Annotated in this window: 17 protein-coding genes and 1 pseudogene; 12 read left to right on the forward strand and 6 right to left on the reverse strand. The window is 69.3% G+C overall.

Translation table 11 applies throughout. The features are described from left to right. Positions 1-12: 12 nt before the first annotated feature. The 4 genes from hisN to VED21_RS15905 all read left to right on the forward strand — a co-directional run bounded on the left by hisN (position 13) and on the right by VED21_RS15905 (position 3,958). Complete coding sequence (hisN, locus tag VED21_RS15890) at positions 13-795, forward strand: histidinol-phosphatase (protein WP_324883658.1); 783 nt, start codon at positions 13-15, stop codon at positions 793-795. 19 nt (positions 796-814) lie between these two features. Then, positions 815-1,372, forward strand: coding sequence for a hypothetical protein (locus VED21_RS15895; RefSeq protein ID WP_324883660.1), 558 nt, complete (start codon positions 815-817; stop codon positions 1,370-1,372). After that, a complete protein-coding gene (locus tag VED21_RS15900; RefSeq protein ID WP_324883662.1) occupies positions 1,369-1,980 on the forward strand; it encodes a hypothetical protein in 612 nt (203 codons plus the stop codon). The genes VED21_RS15895 and VED21_RS15900 overlap by 4 nt, the downstream gene beginning before the upstream one ends. A 148-nt stretch (positions 1,981-2,128) precedes the next feature. Further along, a complete protein-coding gene (locus VED21_RS15905) occupies positions 2,129-3,958 on the forward strand; it encodes an extracellular solute-binding protein (protein ID WP_324883664.1) in 1,830 nt (609 codons plus the stop codon). 101 nt (positions 3,959-4,059) lie between these two features. On the opposite strand, the pseudogene VED21_RS38980 reads toward VED21_RS15905, so the two are convergent. Both VED21_RS38980 and VED21_RS15910 read right to left on the reverse strand, forming a co-directional pair. Continuing rightward, positions 4,060-4,260: pseudogene (locus tag VED21_RS38980) on the reverse strand (type II toxin-antitoxin system RelE/ParE family toxin); the annotation flags it as partial. Positions 4,261-4,262: 2 nt separating this feature from the next. Then, the gene (locus VED21_RS15910) at positions 4,263-4,520 is read right to left on the reverse strand and encodes a hypothetical protein (protein ID WP_324883666.1); all 258 of its coding nucleotides are present in this window, start codon (positions 4,518-4,520) and stop codon (positions 4,263-4,265) included. A 238-nt stretch (positions 4,521-4,758) separates the two neighbouring features. Between VED21_RS15910 and VED21_RS15915 the strand changes: the two genes are divergently transcribed. Then, a complete protein-coding gene (locus VED21_RS15915) occupies positions 4,759-5,877 on the forward strand; it encodes a microcin C ABC transporter permease YejB (RefSeq protein WP_324883668.1) in 1,119 nt (372 codons plus the stop codon). 13 nt (positions 5,878-5,890) lie between these two features. After that, a complete protein-coding gene (locus VED21_RS15920) occupies positions 5,891-6,979 on the forward strand; it encodes an ABC transporter permease (RefSeq protein ID WP_324883695.1) in 1,089 nt (362 codons plus the stop codon). A gap of 2 nt (positions 6,980-6,981) precedes the next feature. Here VED21_RS15920 and VED21_RS15925 read toward each other — a convergent pair whose 3' ends face one another. Continuing rightward, on the reverse strand, positions 6,982-8,058 hold the full coding sequence (locus VED21_RS15925) for a hypothetical protein (RefSeq protein WP_324883670.1): 1,077 nt from the start codon (positions 8,056-8,058) through the stop codon (positions 6,982-6,984). 228 nt (positions 8,059-8,286) lie between these two features. Here VED21_RS15925 and VED21_RS15930 point away from each other — a divergent pair, with 228 nt between their 5' ends. Then, a complete protein-coding gene (locus VED21_RS15930; protein WP_324883672.1) occupies positions 8,287-9,897 on the forward strand; it encodes an ABC transporter ATP-binding protein in 1,611 nt (536 codons plus the stop codon). 102 nt (positions 9,898-9,999) lie between these two features. On the opposite strand, the gene VED21_RS15935 is transcribed toward VED21_RS15930, so the two are convergent. After that, entirely contained in the window at positions 10,000-10,932 is a 933-nt protein-coding gene (locus tag VED21_RS15935; RefSeq protein WP_324883674.1) for an arylamine N-acetyltransferase family protein, read from the reverse strand. Continuing rightward, positions 10,863-11,531 carry a pseudouridine synthase gene (locus VED21_RS15940; protein WP_324883676.1) on the reverse strand — a complete coding sequence of 223 codons (669 nt, stop codon included), beginning with the start codon at positions 11,529-11,531 and terminating at the stop codon, positions 10,863-10,865. Before VED21_RS15940 ends, VED21_RS15935 begins: the two co-directional genes overlap by 70 nt. Before the next feature lie 97 nt (positions 11,532-11,628). Here VED21_RS15940 and VED21_RS15945 point away from each other — a divergent pair, with 97 nt between their 5' ends. From VED21_RS15945 to VED21_RS15965, 5 genes are all read left to right on the forward strand, one after another. Further along, the gene (locus VED21_RS15945) at positions 11,629-12,555 is read left to right on the forward strand and encodes a glyoxylate/hydroxypyruvate reductase A (RefSeq protein WP_324883678.1); all 927 of its coding nucleotides are present in this window, start codon (positions 11,629-11,631) and stop codon (positions 12,553-12,555) included. 260 nt (positions 12,556-12,815) lie between these two features. Beyond that, positions 12,816-13,715 (forward strand): calcium-binding protein, encoded by a 900-nt coding sequence (locus tag VED21_RS15950; protein ID WP_324883680.1) that lies wholly within the window; start codon positions 12,816-12,818, stop codon positions 13,713-13,715. Positions 13,716-13,836: 121 nt separating this feature from the next. Next, positions 13,837-14,193 carry a response regulator transcription factor gene (locus tag VED21_RS15955; protein WP_324883682.1) on the forward strand — a complete coding sequence of 119 codons (357 nt, stop codon included), beginning with the start codon at positions 13,837-13,839 and terminating at the stop codon, positions 14,191-14,193. 11 nt (positions 14,194-14,204) lie between these two features. Further along, positions 14,205-14,840 carry a chemotaxis protein CheC gene (locus tag VED21_RS15960; RefSeq protein ID WP_324883685.1) on the forward strand — a complete coding sequence of 212 codons (636 nt, stop codon included), beginning with the start codon at positions 14,205-14,207 and terminating at the stop codon, positions 14,838-14,840. Positions 14,841-14,844: 4 nt separating this feature from the next. Further along, positions 14,845-16,152 carry a diguanylate cyclase gene (locus tag VED21_RS15965; protein WP_324883687.1) on the forward strand — a complete coding sequence of 436 codons (1,308 nt, stop codon included), beginning with the start codon at positions 14,845-14,847 and terminating at the stop codon, positions 16,150-16,152. 11 nt (positions 16,153-16,163) lie between these two features. Here the strand turns inward: VED21_RS15965 and VED21_RS15970 are convergent. Beyond that, a protein-coding gene (locus VED21_RS15970; protein WP_324883689.1) for an IS630 family transposase occupies positions 16,164-17,230 on the reverse strand; the annotation gives its coding sequence in 2 pieces (ribosomal slippage) (positions 16,164-16,742 and positions 16,745-17,230; 1,065 coding nt in all). Between the last annotated feature and the right edge of the window lie 92 nt (positions 17,231-17,322).

Below are 17,322 nucleotides of genomic sequence, written 5' to 3' on the forward strand. Positions count from 1 at the left end.
GGAGCCCCTTCCATGACCGAAACCTGTCCCGCCCCCCTGGTGGCGCTTGCCGAGCGTCTGGCCGACTCCGGCGGGGCCGTCGTGCGCCGCTATTTCCGCACGCCGGTGGCGGTGGACGACAAGGCTGACGCCTCCCCCGTCACCATCGCCGACCGCGAGGCGGAGCGCGCCATCCGCACCATCATCGAGGCGGAGCGCCCGGACGACGGCATCGTCGGCGAGGAGCACGGGACCAAGAACACGGACGCCGAGTACGTCTGGGTGATCGATCCGATCGACGGCACCAAGTCCTTCATCACCGGCCGGCCGATCTTCGGCACGCTGATCGCACTGCTGCACCGCGGGCGGCCGATCCTGGGCGTCATCGACCAGCCGGTCATCGGCGACCGCTGGATCGGCGCCGCCGGCCGGCCGACCACGCACAACGGCCAGCCGGCCACGGTGCGCGCCTGTGCGGGCGGATTGGCGGCGGCGATGCTGGGCACCACATCGCCCGACCTGTTCCCCGGCGGCGACGTGCACGCCTTCCGCCGCGTGGCGGCGGCGGCCAAGGTCACCGTGTACGGCGGCGACTGCTACACCTACGGCCTGCTGGCCAGCGGCTACTACGACCTGGTCGTCGAGGCCGGGTTGAAGCTGTACGACTTCGCGGCGCTGGTGCCGGTGGTCACGGGGGCCGGCGGCATCATGACCGACTGGCAGGGCCGGCCGCTCGACGCCACGTCCGACGGGCACGTCATCGCCGCGGGCGACGCCCGCACCCACGCCGAAGCGCTCGCCGCGCTGGCCGGCTGACCCCATCTATCCAGGTATCATGACGTCCATCCCGATCACCCGGCCGGTGCGCTCCGTCCTCGACGAGGCGCCGGACAACCTCAAGGCCTTCGTCGCCTCGCTGACCGGCATGGTGGCGCAGGGCGCCAACTGGATGGTGCGCAAGAAGACGCTGTGCGACACCATGCTGAGCCTCGGCGCCTACCTGTCCATGAGCCCGGAGGAGAAACGCCGGATGGCCGACGGCCTGGGCCGCGACCTGCCGCCGGACGATGACGCCGACGAAGGTGCCGATGAGGGGGAGGCGTCCCGCCGCTTCTCCGAGATGCTGCCCTTCTACGTCGGCGCCATCCTGGAGCGGATGGACGAGGACCGCGTGGCGAGCGCCGAGCAGGCCGCCGTCTACGTGCTGTCCATCCATCCCGAGCACCAGGCGGCGGCCGAGGCCTGGATGATGGCCGACCCGCGCAACGCCAAGGCGGTGCGCAGGATCGTGAAGGCCGACAAGCGCTTCGCCACCCTGTTGAAGACGGCCCGCGTGCCCGGCGGCAATGCCGTCCGGAGCCTGGCCCGGAGCCTGGAAGGAGAACCCGGATGACCGCCATCCCGAAGCCCGAGACGTCGCTGTACGAGTCGGCGCCCGACGATCTGAAGCCGACGCTGGACGAAATGGTCGAGCGGGTGAAGAACGACGCCAACTGGAAGGTGCGCAAGAAGACGCTGATGGACGTTCTGTCGGTGCTGGACGTCGCCACCGCGCTGACCGAGGAGCAGCGCCTGGAACTGGACCGCGTCATGCGCGGCATCGAGGACGGCACCATCAGCGCCGAGGAAGCCGAGCGCGCGCTGGAGACGCTGGAGCAGATGCCGGACGCCGAGGTGTCCGAGAACGACGACGGGGAGGACGAGGTGTCGGCCTCGGCCGACGTGCTGCCGATGTTCATCGGCGCCATCCTGGAGCGCCTGGGCGAGGAGCGCATCACCTGCGTGGAGCAGGCAGCGCTCTACCTGCTGTCGGCCCACGACGAGCACGCGCTGGCCGCCGAGCAGTGGCTGCAGGAGGACTTCAAGCACGGCAAGGAGTTCAAGAAGCTGCTGCGCACCGACCGCCGGTACGAATCGCTGTTCGAACTGATCCTGGCGCCGGAGTTCGAGGAGGACGAAGAAGACGATGTCGCGGAGGGGGACGAGGGCGGCAAGGCGTAAGGAGCGATAAATGACGTGTCCCCTCCCGCCCTCCGCTTCGCTCCGGGCTCCCTCCCCCTCTTCGAGGTGGAGGGTTTGTTGGCCGGCGGCGGCAGTTCCCTCCACCTCGAAGAGGGGGAGGGTTAGGGAGGGGGCAATAGTTTGCCGCTTGCTGCACGCCGCCGTCCTGCTCGCCGCCGCTTTCCTGGCCGTGCCCGCGCAGGCCGAGACCACGCGGGCGCACGCGCTGCGCCAGTTCGGCGCGCCGATGTTCGGGCCGGAGGTTGCGCATCTGCCGCACGCCAACCCGGACGCCCCCAAGGGCGGGCAGCTGACCATGGCGGCGCCGGGCACGTTCGACAGCCTGAACCCGCTGATCCTGCGCGGTGTTAGGCCACGCACGCTGGGCCTCATCTCCGACAGCCTGATGGCGTCGTCGGGGTGGGAGCTGGACGCCGCCTACGGCGCGCTGGCCGAGAGCGTGGAGGTGCCGGACGACCGGAGCTGGGCCGTCTTCCACCTGCGCGACGGCGCGCGCTGGCACGACGGGAAGCCGGTGACGGCCGGGGACGTGGTCTTCGCCTGGGACGCCATCCAGGCGCATGGCGCCCCCTTCATCAAGTCGTTCCTGGACAAGGTGGCGACGGTCGCGGCGCTGGACGAACGGCGGGTGAAGATCACGCTGAAGACCACCGGCGAGATCAAGCCGATCATCGACTTCGGCCTGTCCATGGGGCCGCAGCCCAGGCATTGGTGGACCGCCGGGGGGCGCGACATCTCCAAGACGACGCTGGAGGCGCCGCTGGGATCCGGCCCCTACCGGATCAAGGCGGTGGACCCCGGCCGCTCCATCACCTACGAGCGGGTGGCGGACTATTGGGGGCGCGACCTGCCCGTCGCCAGGGGCTTCTACAACTTCGACACGGTGAAGGTCGACTTCTACCGCGACGACGACGTGATGTTCGAGGCGTTCAAGGGCGGCGCCTACGACATGCGCATGGAGAACCGGGCGCAGCGCTGGACCATCGGCTACGACTTCCCGGCCGTGACGGACGGGCGCGTGGTGAAGCGCGTGATCGCCAGCGAGCTGCCGCTGGGCGCCCAGGGCTTCCGCTTCAACACGCGCCGGGCGAAGTTCGCCGATCCGCGGGTGCGCGAGGCCTTCGGCCAGCTCTTCGACTTCGAATGGATCCAGAAGAGCCTGCTGTACGGCCAGTATCGGCGCACCACGTCCAACTTCCCCAACTCCGACTTCGGCGCCAAGGGCCCGCCGGGGCCGGAGGAGCTGAAACTGCTGGACCCTTACCGGGGCAAGCTGCCGGACGCCGTGTTCACGAAGGCGTTCGAGTTGCCGAAGACGGACGGCACCGGCAACAACCGCGCCAACCAGCGCGAGGCGCTGCGCCTGTTCAAGGCCGCCGGGTGGGAGTTGAAGGACGGCCGGCTGCTCAACGCGAAGACCGGCGAGCCGATGAGCGTGGAGTTCCTGGACGGCAGCGGCACGCTGACCCGCGTCGTCCAGCCCTATGTCGAGACGCTGCGCCGCGCCGGCATCGACGCCAACCTGCGCATCGTCGACACCGCGCAGTACGAGAAGCTGACCGACGACTTCGATTTCGACGTGGTGGTGGCCAACTTCAACTTCTTCAGCCCGCCGGGGACGGAACTGCGCAGCTATTTCGGCTCGGCCGCCGCCGACGTTCCGGGCTCCGCCAACTACGCCGGCATCCGGGAACCGGTGGCGGATGCGCTGATCGAGACGATCATCGCCGCCAAGGACCTGGAAACGCTGCAGGCCGCCACCCGCGCGCTGGACCGCGTGCTGCTGTGGGGCCACTACATGGTGCCGCACTGGTACAACCCGGAGACCTGGGTGGCGGCGTGGGACAAGTTCGGCTGGCCGGAAAAGAACGCGAAATACGACATGGGCTTCCGCAACAACGGCTTTCCCATCAACTGGTGGGTGGACCCGGCGAAGGCGGCGAAGCTGGGGCGGTGAGGGAAGGCTATTCGGGGAAGACGGTCTTCAGATCGCGGGCGCCGTGCACGATGCGGGCAATTTCGACGCCGCCGCCGATGACAACATAAAAAAATCAGATAAGCGCCGACTGGAAAGCTCCTCAAGCGGGGCAGGAGATCATCACGAGACCTCCCCATAGAGCCGTTGCCGGCAAGAAGCCGGCAGGTGCCCTTGAGTTTCTGCACGAAACGTCCTGCCGCCTCCGGGTTGTCCCTGGCAATACGCTCACCGATCTCATGAAGGTCGGACAGCGCCGCAGGAGCAAAACGCACCCTTGCCATGCTCAGTTCTTCGGAGGCGGGTATTTGGCCTCAAGCATGGCGAAAACCTCATCGCCGTCGATGCCGAATCCCGCGGCAAGCTGGTCCAACCCTTCCTGAATATCCGCCCGCAGGGCGGCCAGCTTCTCCTCGTCCGTCTCCTCGACGGGTTCGGCGATGAGGCGGTAGCGGGTGCCGGGGATCGGACGCTCCGGGAACTGCGCGGCGACGGCCTTCGGCAGGTCCTCGGCGCGGACGATGGCGGTCACTTTCGTGGGCATGGGCGGCGCTCTCCCTGTCGATGCGGGAAGTCTACACCATCTTCAACGCCACGGCAGCCGGGGCGTTCGGCACGCCGTGCCTTGATATCGCCACGCGCGCGGGCTAAGTGCAGATTCGAAAGATCGCCTGCGCCCGCCGTTCCTTCGGGGTACGCCGCGAAGGGGTGGCACGGCGGCTGGCCCGAGCATCGTTATCCGCGCATGATGGCGCCCCCGGAGGAGTGAGGACACCCCGCGCATGCTGGCCTACATCGTCCGCCGCCTGCTGCTGATCGTGCCGACGCTGTTCGGGATCATGGTCATCAACTTCCTGATCGTGCAGATCGCCCCCGGCGGCCCCGTGGAGCAGATGATCGCCCGCGTGCAGGGCACGGCGGTGGACGCCACCGCACGCATCGGCGGCACGGGCACCGGCGACGCGGGGGCCGCCGCCCAGCAGCAGGGGCAGGCGTCGGGCGGCGGCAACGAAGGCAGCCGGTACCGCGGGGCACGCGGCCTGGACCCGGAGTTCATCAAGCAGCTGGAGCGCGAGTTCGGCTTCGACAAGCCGCTGCACGAACGCTTCGTCCACATGATCTCCAACTACGTCGTGTTCGACTTCGGCAAGTCGTACTTCCGCGACCGGCGGGTGGTCGACCTGGTGATCGAGAAGCTGCCGGTGTCGATTTCTCTGGGGCTGTGGACGACGCTGCTGGTCTATCTGGTGTCGATCCCGCTGGGCATCGCCAAGGCGGTGCGCGACGGGCAGCCGTTCGACGTGTGGACGTCGGGCGTCGTCATCGTCGGCTACGCCATCCCCGGCTTCCTGTTCGCCGTGCTGCTGATCGTGGTGTTCGCCGGCGGGCGGTACCTGGACTGGTTCCCGCTACGCGGCCTCACGTCCGACAACTGGTCGGAGCTGCCGTGGTACCGGCAGGTTCTGGATTACTTCTGGCACATCACGCTGCCGGTGACGGCGCTGGTGATCGGTGGCTTCGCGGGGCTGACCATGCTGACCAAGAACTCCTTCCTGGAGGAGATCAACAAGCAGTACGTGGTCACCGCCCGCGCCAAGGGCCTGAGCGAGCGGCGGGTGCTGTACGGGCACGTGTTCCGCAACGCCATGCTGATCGTCATCGCCGGCTTCCCCGGCGCCTTCATCGGCATCCTGTTCACCGGGGCCATGCTGATCGAGGTGATCTTCTCGCTGGACGGGCTGGGCCTCTTGGGATTCGAGGCGGCGATCAACCGCGACTATCCCGTCATGTTCGCCACGCTGTACTTCTTCACGCTCCTGGGCCTGATCATGAATTTGGTGGGCGACGTCACCTACATGCTGGTCGATCCGCGCATCGACTTCGAGGCGCGGAGGACCTGAGCCCATGACGCCCATGACGCCGCTGACCCGCCGCCGCCTCGCCAACTTCCGCGCCAACCGGCGCGGCTACTGGTCGTTCTGGATCTTCCTGGCCATCTTCCTGGTCACCCTGTTCGCCGAGTTCATCGCCAACGAACGGCCGCTGCTGGTGAAGTACGACGGCAACTGGTACGCGCCGGTGCTGCGCGACTATCCGGAGACGACGTTCGGCGGCGAGTTCGAGACGAACACCGACTTCCGCGACCCCTACGTCCAGGGCCTCATCGACGAGAAGGGGTGGGCGCTGTGGCCGCCCATCCGCTATTCCTACCGCACCATCAACTACAACCTGCCGGTCCCCGCCCCCGCCCCGCCGTCGGCGGAGAACTGGCTGGGCACCGACGACCAGGGGCGCGACGTGGTGGCGCGCCTGATCTACGGCTTCCGCATCTCGGTGCTGTTCGGGCTGACGCTGACGCTGTTCTCCTCCGTCGTCGGCGTCATCGCGGGGGCGGTGCAGGGATACTTCGGCGGGTTGACCGACCTGCTGTTCCAGCGCTTCATCGAGATCTGGCAGGGCCTGCCCACGCTGTTCCTGCTGATCATCCTGTCCAGCGTGGTGACGCCGAACTTCTGGTGGCTGCTGGGCCTCCTGCTGCTGTTCTCGTGGACGGCGCTGGTCCACGTGGTGCGGGCGGAGTTCCTGCGGGCGCGCAACTTCGATTATGTGCGGGCCGCCCGCGCGCTGGGCGCCACGGACGCGCACATCATGGTGCGCCATGTGCTGCCCAACGCCATGGTGGCGACGCTGACCTTCCTGCCGTTCATCCTGAACGGCTCCATCACCACGCTGACGGCGCTGGACTTCCTGGGCTTCGGCCTGCCGCCGGGCTCGCCCTCGCTGGGCGAGCTGCTGGCGCAGGGCAAGGCCAACCTGCAGGCCCCCTGGCTGGGCCTGACGGCGTTCTTCGTGCTGGCGCTGATGCTGAGCCTGCTGATCTTCATCGGCGAGGCAGTGCGCGACGCCTTCGACCCGCGCAAGACCATCGCGCAGCTGAACACCGCCGGCGCCGCGAACGAGGCACCGGCGGTGGCCGCCGCGCAGAAGAACGCCGCGGAATGACGCTACTGCGCCGTGGTCGGGCGGAAGCCCACGACGCCGCACTGCGGGTTGTACATGTAGTCCATGCCGGCCACGACCATGCGGCCGGTGTTGACGTGGAAGGCCGAGGGCGGCGGGGGCACGGTGCCGCCCGTCTCCGTCACGCAGTTCACGTAGGACGGCGTCATCGGCGGGTTGTTGGTGCCGCCCACGGTGAAGGTGAAGTTCAGGATCGCGTCCTGCGCCGAGGGGGCGGACAGCGTGACGGTGGTGCCGTTCGGGGCCACGCCCTGGCTGTCGCTGTTGGCCGGGCAGTAGCCCTGCGGCATTGTCAGGTAGAAGTGGTTGATGCCGGTGTCCATCAGCAGCGTGGCGCCGCAGAACGGGCCGGTCTGGCCGTTGGCCGCCGTGTAGCTGATGCAGGTCTGCGGCGGGGTGGCGTTGGGGGCCGGCAGCGTCTTGAAGTTGGCGGTGTTGGTCTGGTTCAGGCCGACCTGGATGCCGTCGGCGGTGATGACGTAGCCCTGCGTCTCCACCGGCAGGTTCATGAACAGGTTGGTGTTGGGCACGGTGACGCCGGCCGCGAGCCCCGGCACGGTGAACGGCTTGAAGCCGATGCCCACCATGCCGAAGGTGTCGATCTGGTGCTGGGTCAGCGGCTGGCAGTTGTCCTTGTTCTGGCAATACTGCGTCGCGCCGAACACCGGGATGGGCGCCGTCGTGGTGGCCGAGCCGCCGCCCGCCAGGGTGACGGAGACGTTCGCCAGCACCCAGTCGCCCATGAAGTAGTTGCCGCTGCTGACGTAGCCGTAGGTCTGGTTCTGCGACAGCACCGTGTAGTTCGACCCGATCTTGGACAGCGCCATGGCGATGGCCGGCGATCCCGTGTCGACCAGCACCTGGTGCGCGCCCCCGCCGCCCACCGCGACCTGGGCGTAGAAGGGCGTGGTCATCAGGTTCGGACCCGGTGCCTGCGGGACGAGCGCGATCGACAGCGCGGCCCCCGTGCCGTAGCTGCAGGTCTGCGCCAGCGCCGCGGCGGGCGTCGAGACGGCCATGACCGCGGCCGTCAGGCGCGCGGCGAAACGAAAGGCGTGCATTGGTATTTCCCCCATGCATATACCAATAAAGAGATTTTCCGCCTAACACACGCAACCTTGTATTGTCGAATAGTATAAAATGCGTCTTGAATTTTCGCCGCATGCGCCGCATCCCCGGGCGAACGCGGAGGCTGCCGGGAAATCCGTCTGGAAATCCGTCTGGAATTGCCGGCGGCCCTGCGGCAAACCATGTAAGCGATCGTTCTCCGGCAGACTTGGCGGTGTCCCATGACCGAACTCCTCTCCGTGCGCGACCTGTCGGTGTCGTTCGGGTCCAGCCCGGCGGTGAAGGGTGTGTCCTTCGACATCGCCAAGGGCGAGACGCTGGCGCTGGTCGGCGAATCCGGGTCGGGCAAGTCGGTGACGGCGCTGTCCATTCTCCAGCTGCTGCCCTACCCGATGGCGCGCCACCCGTCCGGCTCCATCGAGTTCAACGGCACCATGCTGATGGGTGCGGAGGAGCGGGTGCTGCGCGACGTGCGCGGCAACCGCATCGCCATGATCTTCCAGGAGCCGATGACCTCGCTGAACCCGCTGCACACCATCGAGCGGCAGGTCAACGAGACGCTGTTCCTGCACAAGGGCCTGGACGCGGCCAAGGCGCGCGCCCGCACGCTGGAGCTGCTGCGGCTGGTGGGCATCCCCAACCCGGAATCGCGCCTGGGCGCCTACCCGCACGAGCTGTCGGGCGGGCAGCGCCAGCGCGTGATGATCGCCATGGCGCTGGCCAACGAGCCGGACCTGCTGATCGCCGACGAACCCACCACGGCGCTGGACGTCACCATCCAGGCGCAGATCCTCCAGCTGCTGAAGGACCTGCAGCAGCGCTTCGGTATGGCGCTGCTGCTGATCACCCACGATTTGGGCATCGTGCGCAAGATGGCCGACCGGGTGTGCGTGATGAACAAGGGCGAGATCGTCGAGCAGGCCTCGGTCGCCGACCTCTTCGCCCGCCCCCGCCACCCCTACACCCAGAAGCTGCTGGCAGCCGAGCCGAAGGGCGACCCGCTGACCCCGCCCGCCGACGCGCCGGAGGTGATGGCGGCGAACGACCTGAAGGTCTGGTTCCCCATCAAGAAGGGCATCCTGCGCCGCACGGTGGACCACGTGCGCGCGGTGGACGGCGTGTCGCTGGCCGTGCGCGCCGGGCACACGGTGGGCGTGGTGGGCGAGTCCGGATCGGGCAAGACGACGCTGGGGCTGGCGCTGCTGCGCCTGCACGCCAGCCAGGGGGCCATCCGCTTCGACGGCACCGACATCCAGGGCTGGCAGACGGCGCGGATGCGCCCGATGCGCCGGCAGATGCAGGTGGTCTTCCAGGACCCCTATGGCTCCCTCAGCCCGCGCATGTCGGTCGGCCAGATCATCGGCGAGGGGCTGAAGATCCACGGCATCGGCTCAGCCTCCGAGCGCGACGGCATGATCGCCCGGGCGCTGGAGGAGGTGGGCCTGGATCCGGAGAGCCGCCACCGCTACCCGCACGAGTTCTCCGGCGGGCAGCGCCAGCGCATCGCGATTGCCCGCGCGCTGGCGCTGAAGCCGCGCTTCGTGGTGCTGGACGAGCCGACCTCGGCATTGGACATGTCGGTGCAGGCGCAGATCGTCGACCTGCTGCGCGATCTGCAGGCGCGCCACAACCTGGCCTACCTGTTCATCAGCCATGATTTGCGGGTGGTGCGGGCGCTGTCGAGCCACGTCATCGTCATGAAGGACGGCAAGGTGGTGGAGCAGGGCCCGACGGGGCAGATCTTCGACGCCCCCCAGCAGGACTACACCCGCGCCCTGCTCGCCGCCGCGCTCAACCTGGAGGCGGTGAAGACGGACGCGGTCCGGATGTGAGGCGCCGAACTGGAATGTCGGGTTTAGCCCCTCCCCCGGCCCCGCCGGGGGAGGGGCTGTGGAGCTTTGGAAAACGACTTGGCGACTGCGCAAGGCTTGGTATCAATCCCGGCCTTCAGGCTGGTGCTTGTTGTAGAGCACCTCTCGGTTAAAGCGTTCTCCTCTGAGATCTTGTCCTTGTTCGAGCCGTGTCATCAGGCGCGCGTGGGCAGCGTTGCGATCTGGCACATGCTCCGCCACCCCCATCGCGAACAGCCGCTCGGGCAGGCGCACGTCGTCGGGCAGGATCAGGCCGAAGTGGTCGGCCAGGGCGGCGCGGGCCCCCGCCTCCGTCGCGATGGGGTGTTCGGTGCGGCCGTCGGGGCGCAGGCGGACCAGCGTGTTGTCGCGCAGGATCGTCCGCTCCTCCCGCCGCACGCGCTGCGCCGTCAGCGCGCGCCGGAAGGGGGAGCCGGAGTGCGTGGCGGTGTAGAAGTTGGACATCTCTATGTCCGCCAGTTCCTGCCGGTCCAGGTTGAAGGTGTGGAGGTCGCCCCAGCCGGTCCCGTCGTCGCCCTGCAGCACCCAGGCGTCGCCCTCGCGCAGCAGGCGGAAGGACACCAGGGGGAAGGCGAAGACCGTGTCGGCCTGCAGGGGCAGCGGTTCAAGCAGGCCCAGGCCGCCGAAGCCGACGTCGGCGATGAAGGGCCGGCCGGCGATTTCGACCAGCAGCAGCAGGTGCGTGCGCGGCATCACCGCCCCCGGCGGGCGGCGGAAGCGCACGCGCGCCAGCAGCGGCCGGACGGTGAAGCCCAGCGCCCGCAGCGCCGTCAGGAGAAGCAGGTTCTGTTCGTAGCAGTAGCCGCCGCGCCGGCGGCGGACCAGCTTGTCCTCCAGATCCGCCGGGTCGAGCGACGGCAGGCGGCCGACCAGCACGTCGACGTTCTCGAACGGGATGGCGGCGGCGTGCGCCTCGTGCAGCGCGGTCAGCGTGGCGAGCGTCGGCGCCGTGTCCCCGGCGTGGCCGATCCGCGCGAAGTAGGCGGCGAGGTCCATCTCTTCCCCTCGGGTGTCTTGTCGTCGGCGACCTTAGCACGGGCGGGCGGCGCCTGCACCGCCACCTCCCGCCACGCGCCGGGCGCCAGACCGTCCAGCGTCCAGTCGCCGATGGCCCAGCGGATCAGGCGCAGCGTGGGGAAGCCCACCGCCGCCGTCATGCGGCGGACCTGCCGGTTGCGGCCCTCGCGCAGCGTCAGCTCGATCCACGCGGTGGGGATGGAGGCGCGGAAGCGCACGGGCGGGTCGCGCGGCCACAGGCCGGCGGGCTCCGCCATCAGCCGGGCGCCGGCCGGCAGCGTCGGCCCGTCGTTCAGTTCCACGCCGCGGCGCAGGCGGTCCAGCGCCTCCTCGGTGGGCACGCCTTCCACCTGCGCCCAGTAGGTCTTGGGCAGCTTGTGGTGGGGGTCGGCGATGCGGGCGATCAGCGCGCCGTCGTCGCTCAGCGCCAGCAGCCCCTCGCTGTCGCGGTCGAGTCGGCCGGCGGGGTAGACGCCCGCGACCGGCACGTGGTCGGCCAGCGTGGGGCGCCCCTGCTCGCGGTCGGTGAACTGCGGCAGCACGCCGTAGGGCTTGTTCAGGAGGATGAGGCGCGGCACGATCACCAACCGGGAAGCTTGGGCAAGAGGGGGCGGGACACGACATGGAGGAAACACCCTTCTTCGATCAAGGGGCCGTGCGCAAGGATACGACACCATGACGCTGCTGTTCTGCTCCGCCCACGACGACGCCGGGGCCTGGAAGGCCGAGCTGAAGCCGCGCCTGCCCGACCTGGAGGTGCGCGTCTGGCCGGACGTCGGCGACCCGGCCGACATCACCTACGCCCTGGTGTGGAAGCCGCCGGCCGGCATGCTGGCCGGGCTGCCGAACCTGAAGGTCGTGCTGTCGCTGGGGGCGGGGGTGGAGCCGCTGCTGCTGGACCCCACCCTGCCGGACGTGCCGCTGGTGCGCATGGTCTCCCCCGGCCTGACCGACGACATGGCGGGATGGGTGGTGATGCAGGTGCTGCGCTGGCAGCGCAAGCTGGACGCCTTCGCCGAACAGCAGCGCGCGGGCGTGTGGAAACAGCTCGTCCACCGGCCGGCAGCCGAGGTGCGCGTGGGCATCCTGGGCCTGGGCGTGCTGGGGGAGGCGGCGGCGCGCGCGCTGAAGCAGCTGGCCTTCGACGTGGCGGGGTGGAGCCGCACGGCGAAACCTCTGGACGGCGTCGAGACGGTGCATGGAGAGGACGGGCTGGTGGCGCTGGCGGCGCGCAGCGACCTGCTGGTCTGCCTGCTGCCGCTGACCGACGCCACGCGCGGCATCCTGGACCGCAAGCTGTTCGCCACGCTGCCGCCCGGGGCGGTGGTGATCAACGCCGCGCGCGGCGGCCATCTGGTGGAAGCGGACCTGCTGGCCGCGCTCGATTCGGGTCACCTTGCCGGCGCCAGCCTGGACGTCTTCGCCGAGGAGCCGCTGCCGCCGGGGCATCCGTTCTGGAGCCATCCGAAGATCCACGTGACGCCGCACGTGGCCGGGATCACCCACCCCTCGCAGACCGCCGACCACGTGGCCGAATCGATCCGCCGCCACCGCGCCGGCCGGCCGCTGACCAACGTGGTGGACCGAACGCGCGGGTATTGAGTGGAGAAAGAGGACTGGGGACACGGATGCCGGCAAGGCCGGCCACGGATGGACACGGATGAAGAGAGATCATTTTTTCATCCGTGTTCATTCGTGCGACATCCGTGTCCATCCGTGTCTCGAAGGCCGCCTTCCTCATGGGCGGCTTGCCACGGATCCGACCGTCCTTTGATTCACACGCGAAGGATGTTAGAAACACATCCGGACGCGTTCGGCGGCGGGAGCCCCTTCCCTGCCCCGCCCGGCGTGCGAGCGAGGCCATGGCCACACCCGTCTTCGTCATCGCCGGCACCCCCTACAACGGTTCGGGGGGTGCGGAACTGATCATCGGCACCAGCGCCGGCGACACCATCCTCGGCGACGGCGGCGCCGACACCATCTCCGGATTCGCCGGCAACGACGTCATCGTCATCGGCGGCCCCCAGGGCGCCCTGGCCTGCGGCGGCGAGGGGCACGACGTCCTGTCGGGCAGTGCCGGCGCCGACGTGCTGTACGGCAACCAGGACAACGACCGGCTGGACGGCGGCGGCGGGGCCGACCTGCTGTACGGCGGGGCGGGAGCCGACACCATCGTCGCGGCGGCCGGGGCGGACACCGTGTTCGCCGGGGACGGCAACGACGCCGTCGTCGGGATCGGAAACGCGGCGGCCGTCACGGTGCAGGCCGGCGCCGGGAACGATTCGGTGGCCGGCGGCAACGGCAACGACCAGCTGTACGGCAACACGGGCGACGACGTGCTGTCGGGCGGGGCCGGGGCGGACGCGCTGTTCGGCGGCGGCGGCGACGACGCCCTGTTCGGCGGCGACGGGACGGACCTGCTGGCCGGCGGCGTGGGCGCCGACACGCTGTACGGCGGCCAGGGCGGCGACGCCCTGTTCGGCGACGCCGGCAACGACCGGCTGATCGGCAACCTGGGCAACGACACCATGGCGGGTGGGGCGGGTGCCGACGTCTTCCTGGTCGGGCGCGGCATCGGCCACGACGTGGTCACGGATTTCAACTGGACCGAGGGTGACCGCCTGGGCGTGGCGGCGGGCACGGGATGGACGCTGACGACCGACGCCGCCGGCAACGCCGTCGTCGGCTTCGGAACCGACAGCGTGACCCTGGTCGGCGTTCGTATGACCCAGGTCAACGCCGGATGGCTGACGGCGGTGTAATTCCTTTGGGGAAATCATTTCCCCATCCGAAAATTTCTACTAAAATGCAAAACTTCGGACGAAAATTCCACCGCCGCCCGTCAAGTCATCCCTCTCCAGGTCACCCCCCTCCAGGTCATCCATGCCGAAATCCATCCTCATCGTCGATGACAGCCGGTTCGCCCGCCTCTCCCTGCGCCGCATCGTGGAGCAGCACTTCCCCGACTGGTACGTCGCCGAGGCGGCCAACGGCGAGGAGGCGCTGGGCATCCTGGGCGACATCTCGGCCGACCACATCCTGCTCGACTACAACATGCCGGGCGACGACGGGCTGACGGTGGCGGAGAAGATCCGCGCCAGGGGCATCACGGCGGCCATCACCATCATCACCGCCAACGTGCAGGACGCGCTGTCCGAGCGCGCCCGCCAGCGCGGTCTGGCCTTCCTGCGCAAGCCGGCCAAGGAAGAGCAGATCCTGGCGCTGCTGAACGCCGGCTGAAGGCCACGGACATGCTGGAACTGACCGAGGACGAACGCGACGTCGTCACCGAGCTGATGAACATGGGCGTCGGGCAGGCGGCGGCCGCCTTCAGCCAGATGATCGGCGAGGAGATCACCCTGTCCGTCCCCTCGGTCGAGGTGATGTCGCGCGAGGCGGCGGCGGCGGCGCTGGCGCGCCTGACCAGCGACCGCGCCACCGGCATCACGCAGAGCTTCGAGGGCGCGCTGGCCGGCGTGGCCGCCCTGGTGTTCCCGGAGGCCAAGAGCCTGCACATCGTGCGCTCCGTCCTGGGCGGCGCCTATCCGGTGCAGGAGATCACCGAACTGGCGCAGGAAACCCTGCTGGAGATCGGCAACATCATCCTGAACGCCTGCCTGGGGACCATCGGCAACTTCCTCCACACGGAGGTGGTGTCGTCGCTGCCCGCGCTGACCAGCGAGGTCAACCGCGACCTGTTCGCGACGGCCGGAACGCGCGAGAGCGGCGGCGGGCCGGACGATTCGGTGGTGCTGTTCCTGCACATCCGCTTCCTGATCCGCAGCGACGACGTCAGCGGCTACCTGATGTTCGTCATGGACGTGGTGGGCGTAGAGCGGTTCCGCCAGCTGGTCTCCGCCTGCCTGCGGGCGGTGGGACGGGAGTAGGCCGATGCGGTACGACACCTGCGCCGGCCTGTTGGGGGCCCTCAACTGCGGCGTCGTCCTGATCGACGCGGACGAGCGCATCGTGCTGTGGAACGCCTGGATGGCGGAGCGCTCGGGCATCCCCGAGACCGGGGCGGTGGGCCGCACGCTGGCCGAATTGTTCCCGCACCTGGCCGACACGCGGATCGAGCAGGCGGTGCGCATGGCGCTGCGCTCCGGCCTGCCGACGATCCTGTCGCACAACCTGCACCCGCGGCCCTTCCCGCTGTTCACCGCGCAGCCCGGCGGGTCGGGCCGGCGCGGCGCGCCGGTGGAGCAGTCGACCATGGTGCGCCCGATCCGCCCCCCCAAGCCGGCGGCCGGCGGCGGGGCCGGCGGCACGCTGTGCCTCGTCCAGGTCACCGACGTGACGGCAACGGTGGTGCGCGAGAACCGCCTGCGCGAGATGGCGGACTACGCGCGCAGCCTGATCGAGGCGAGCATCGACCCCTTCATCACCATCGACACCAAGGGCACCATCACCGGCGTCAACGCGGCGGCCGAGCAGGTGACCGGGCTGAAGCGCGACGCGCTGATCGGCTCCGGCTTCGTCGAGCACTTCACCCAGCCCGAGCAGGCGGCGACGGGACTGGAGACGGCGCTGGAGCAAGGCGTGCTGCGCGACTTCCCGCTGTCCATGCGCAAGGGCGATGGGCCGCTGACGGAGCTGCTGTTCAACATCTCCATCTACCGCAACCCGGCCGGCGAGATCGGCGGCATCCTGGCCGCCGGCCGCGACGTGACCAAGCAGAAGGCGGTCGAGCGCGAGTTGGCGCGGCTGGCCACCACCGACACGCTGACCGGCGTCGCCAACCGCGGCCACTTCATGGAACTGGCCGAGCGCGAGATCATGCGCGCCCACCGCTATCGCCACCCGGTGGTGCTGTTGAGCCTGGACGTCGACCATTTCAAGTCGATCAACGACACCTACGGCCACGCGGCCGGCGACGAGACGCTGCGCCGGCTGATCGCCGTGCTGCGGCGGCAATTGCGCGAGACCGACACCATCGGCCGCATCGGCGGCGAGGAGTTCCTGATCCTGCTGCCGGAAACCGTGGCGGCGGACGCGCAGGCGGTGGCGGAACGCGTGCGGCTGGCGGTGGCGCAGATGGCCGTGCACGCGGTGGGGCATTCCTTCACCATGACCGTCAGCATGGGCCTCGCGGCGCTGGCGGAAGGGGAGTCGCTGCAGCGTGCCCTGGTCCGCGTGGACGGCGCGCTGTACGAGGCCAAGCGCAGCGGCCGCAACCGCGTGTGCGTCGCGCCGGTCTAATACCGCCGAGCCTAAGCATTGACACATGGGAGCCACGGGTAGCTGGTGAGGGAGCGGAGGCGGTCGGGTGTGGCGGTGAGGGCGTTCCAGGCGTCGCAGCAAGCTTCGACGACGGCGTTGTAGTCGTCGAGAAGCCGGTGGGACAGAAAGCGTTCACGCAGGTACAGCCAGACGCGCTCGACCGGGTTCAGCTCGGGACTGTAGGGCGGCAGCGGCACCAGCGTGACGTTGTCCGGTACGACCAGCGCCCGCGATCCGTGCCAACCGGCTTGGTCGAGCACGAGCACGGCCTGGACGTCCGGTTCCAGGCTCCGGGAGAAGCCGTCCAGGAACAGGCTCATGGCGGCGGTGGAGACGGTCGGCATCACCAGCGCGAAGTCAGCGCCGCTGGCCGGGCAGACGGCGGCGTAGAGGTAGGCCGAGGTGAAGCACTTGTCGCACAGCCCGGCCGGACGCTGCCCGCGCTCCCACCAGCGATGTGCGGTGCGGCCCTTCTGGCCGATCCGGGCCTCATCCTGGAACCAGAGCTGAAGGCGGCGTCCAGGGTGCGCCGCGGCGGCCGCCTTCAGCGCTTCGCACAGCCCCTTTTTTGGAAGGCGGTCTGGGCCTTGGCGTCGGATTGCGGGTGGCGGGGCCGCGTCTTCTGCTTCGACAGGTTCAGCCGTCGCACGATGCGCGACAGGCTGGCCGGATGCAGCGTCTTGGCGAAGCGCTCGGCGATCACCTCGCACAGGATCGCCAGGGTCCACTCCACACAGCCATGCTGCTTCGCATCGGGGCCGGCGAGGATGATGGCCTTGAGCGTCGCCTGCTCCCCCTCGCTCAGCCACTCCGGCCAACCGGGCAGCGGGCGGTCATAAAGCCCGGCCACGCCTTCGGCGTTGTAGCGCACCACCGCATCGCGCAGGGCTTGGCGGTCCATGCCGGCCAGCCGCGCCGCTTCCGCCCGGCTCACCCCATCGAGGGCATGGGCGATGGCGAACATCCGTGCCGCCACACGCCCTTTGCTCTCTCGCCGCGCCAGCGCGCGCAACTCGCCGGCGCTTAAGTCTTCCCGGATCGGCAACGCCGCTGGCATCCGCTCCTCCCCGACGTGGACGGGGAATCGAATCACGGATCGCTCGCCTTGGGAATCCCCCTCAGTGAGTCAGCGCCTCCGCTCGCCGGTAT

The organism is Azospirillum sp. (genome assembly GCF_035627195.1).
GTDB lineage: Bacteria > Pseudomonadota > Alphaproteobacteria > Azospirillales > Azospirillaceae > Azospirillum.

Coding starts and splice junctions, on each gene's coding strand:
- VED21_RS15895 (WP_324883660.1), top strand. CDS start 815: ATGACGTCCATCCCGATCACCCGGCCGGTGCGCTCCGTCCTCGACGAG.
- VED21_RS15920 (WP_324883695.1), top strand. CDS start 5,891: ATGACGCCGCTGACCCGCCGCCGCCTCGCCAACTTCCGCGCCAACCGG.
- VED21_RS15960 (WP_324883685.1), top strand. CDS start 14,205: ATGCTGGAACTGACCGAGGACGAACGCGACGTCGTCACCGAGCTGATG.
- VED21_RS15950 (WP_324883680.1), top strand. CDS start 12,816: ATGGCCACACCCGTCTTCGTCATCGCCGGCACCCCCTACAACGGTTCG.
- VED21_RS15935 (WP_324883674.1), bottom strand. CDS start 10,932: ATGGACCTCGCCGCCTACTTCGCGCGGATCGGCCACGCCGGGGACACG.
- VED21_RS15930 (WP_324883672.1), top strand. CDS start 8,287: ATGACCGAACTCCTCTCCGTGCGCGACCTGTCGGTGTCGTTCGGGTCC.
- VED21_RS15945 (WP_324883678.1), top strand. CDS start 11,629: ATGACGCTGCTGTTCTGCTCCGCCCACGACGACGCCGGGGCCTGGAAG.
- VED21_RS15900 (WP_324883662.1), top strand. CDS start 1,369: ATGACCGCCATCCCGAAGCCCGAGACGTCGCTGTACGAGTCGGCGCCC.
- VED21_RS15925 (WP_324883670.1), bottom strand. CDS start 8,058: ATGCACGCCTTTCGTTTCGCCGCGCGCCTGACGGCCGCGGTCATGGCC.
- hisN (WP_324883658.1), top strand. CDS start 13: ATGACCGAAACCTGTCCCGCCCCCCTGGTGGCGCTTGCCGAGCGTCTG.
- VED21_RS15955 (WP_324883682.1), top strand. CDS start 13,837: ATGCCGAAATCCATCCTCATCGTCGATGACAGCCGGTTCGCCCGCCTC.
- VED21_RS15910 (WP_324883666.1), bottom strand. CDS start 4,520: ATGCCCACGAAAGTGACCGCCATCGTCCGCGCCGAGGACCTGCCGAAG.
- VED21_RS15965 (WP_324883687.1), top strand. CDS start 14,845: ATGCGGTACGACACCTGCGCCGGCCTGTTGGGGGCCCTCAACTGCGGC.
- VED21_RS15915 (WP_324883668.1), top strand. CDS start 4,759: ATGCTGGCCTACATCGTCCGCCGCCTGCTGCTGATCGTGCCGACGCTG.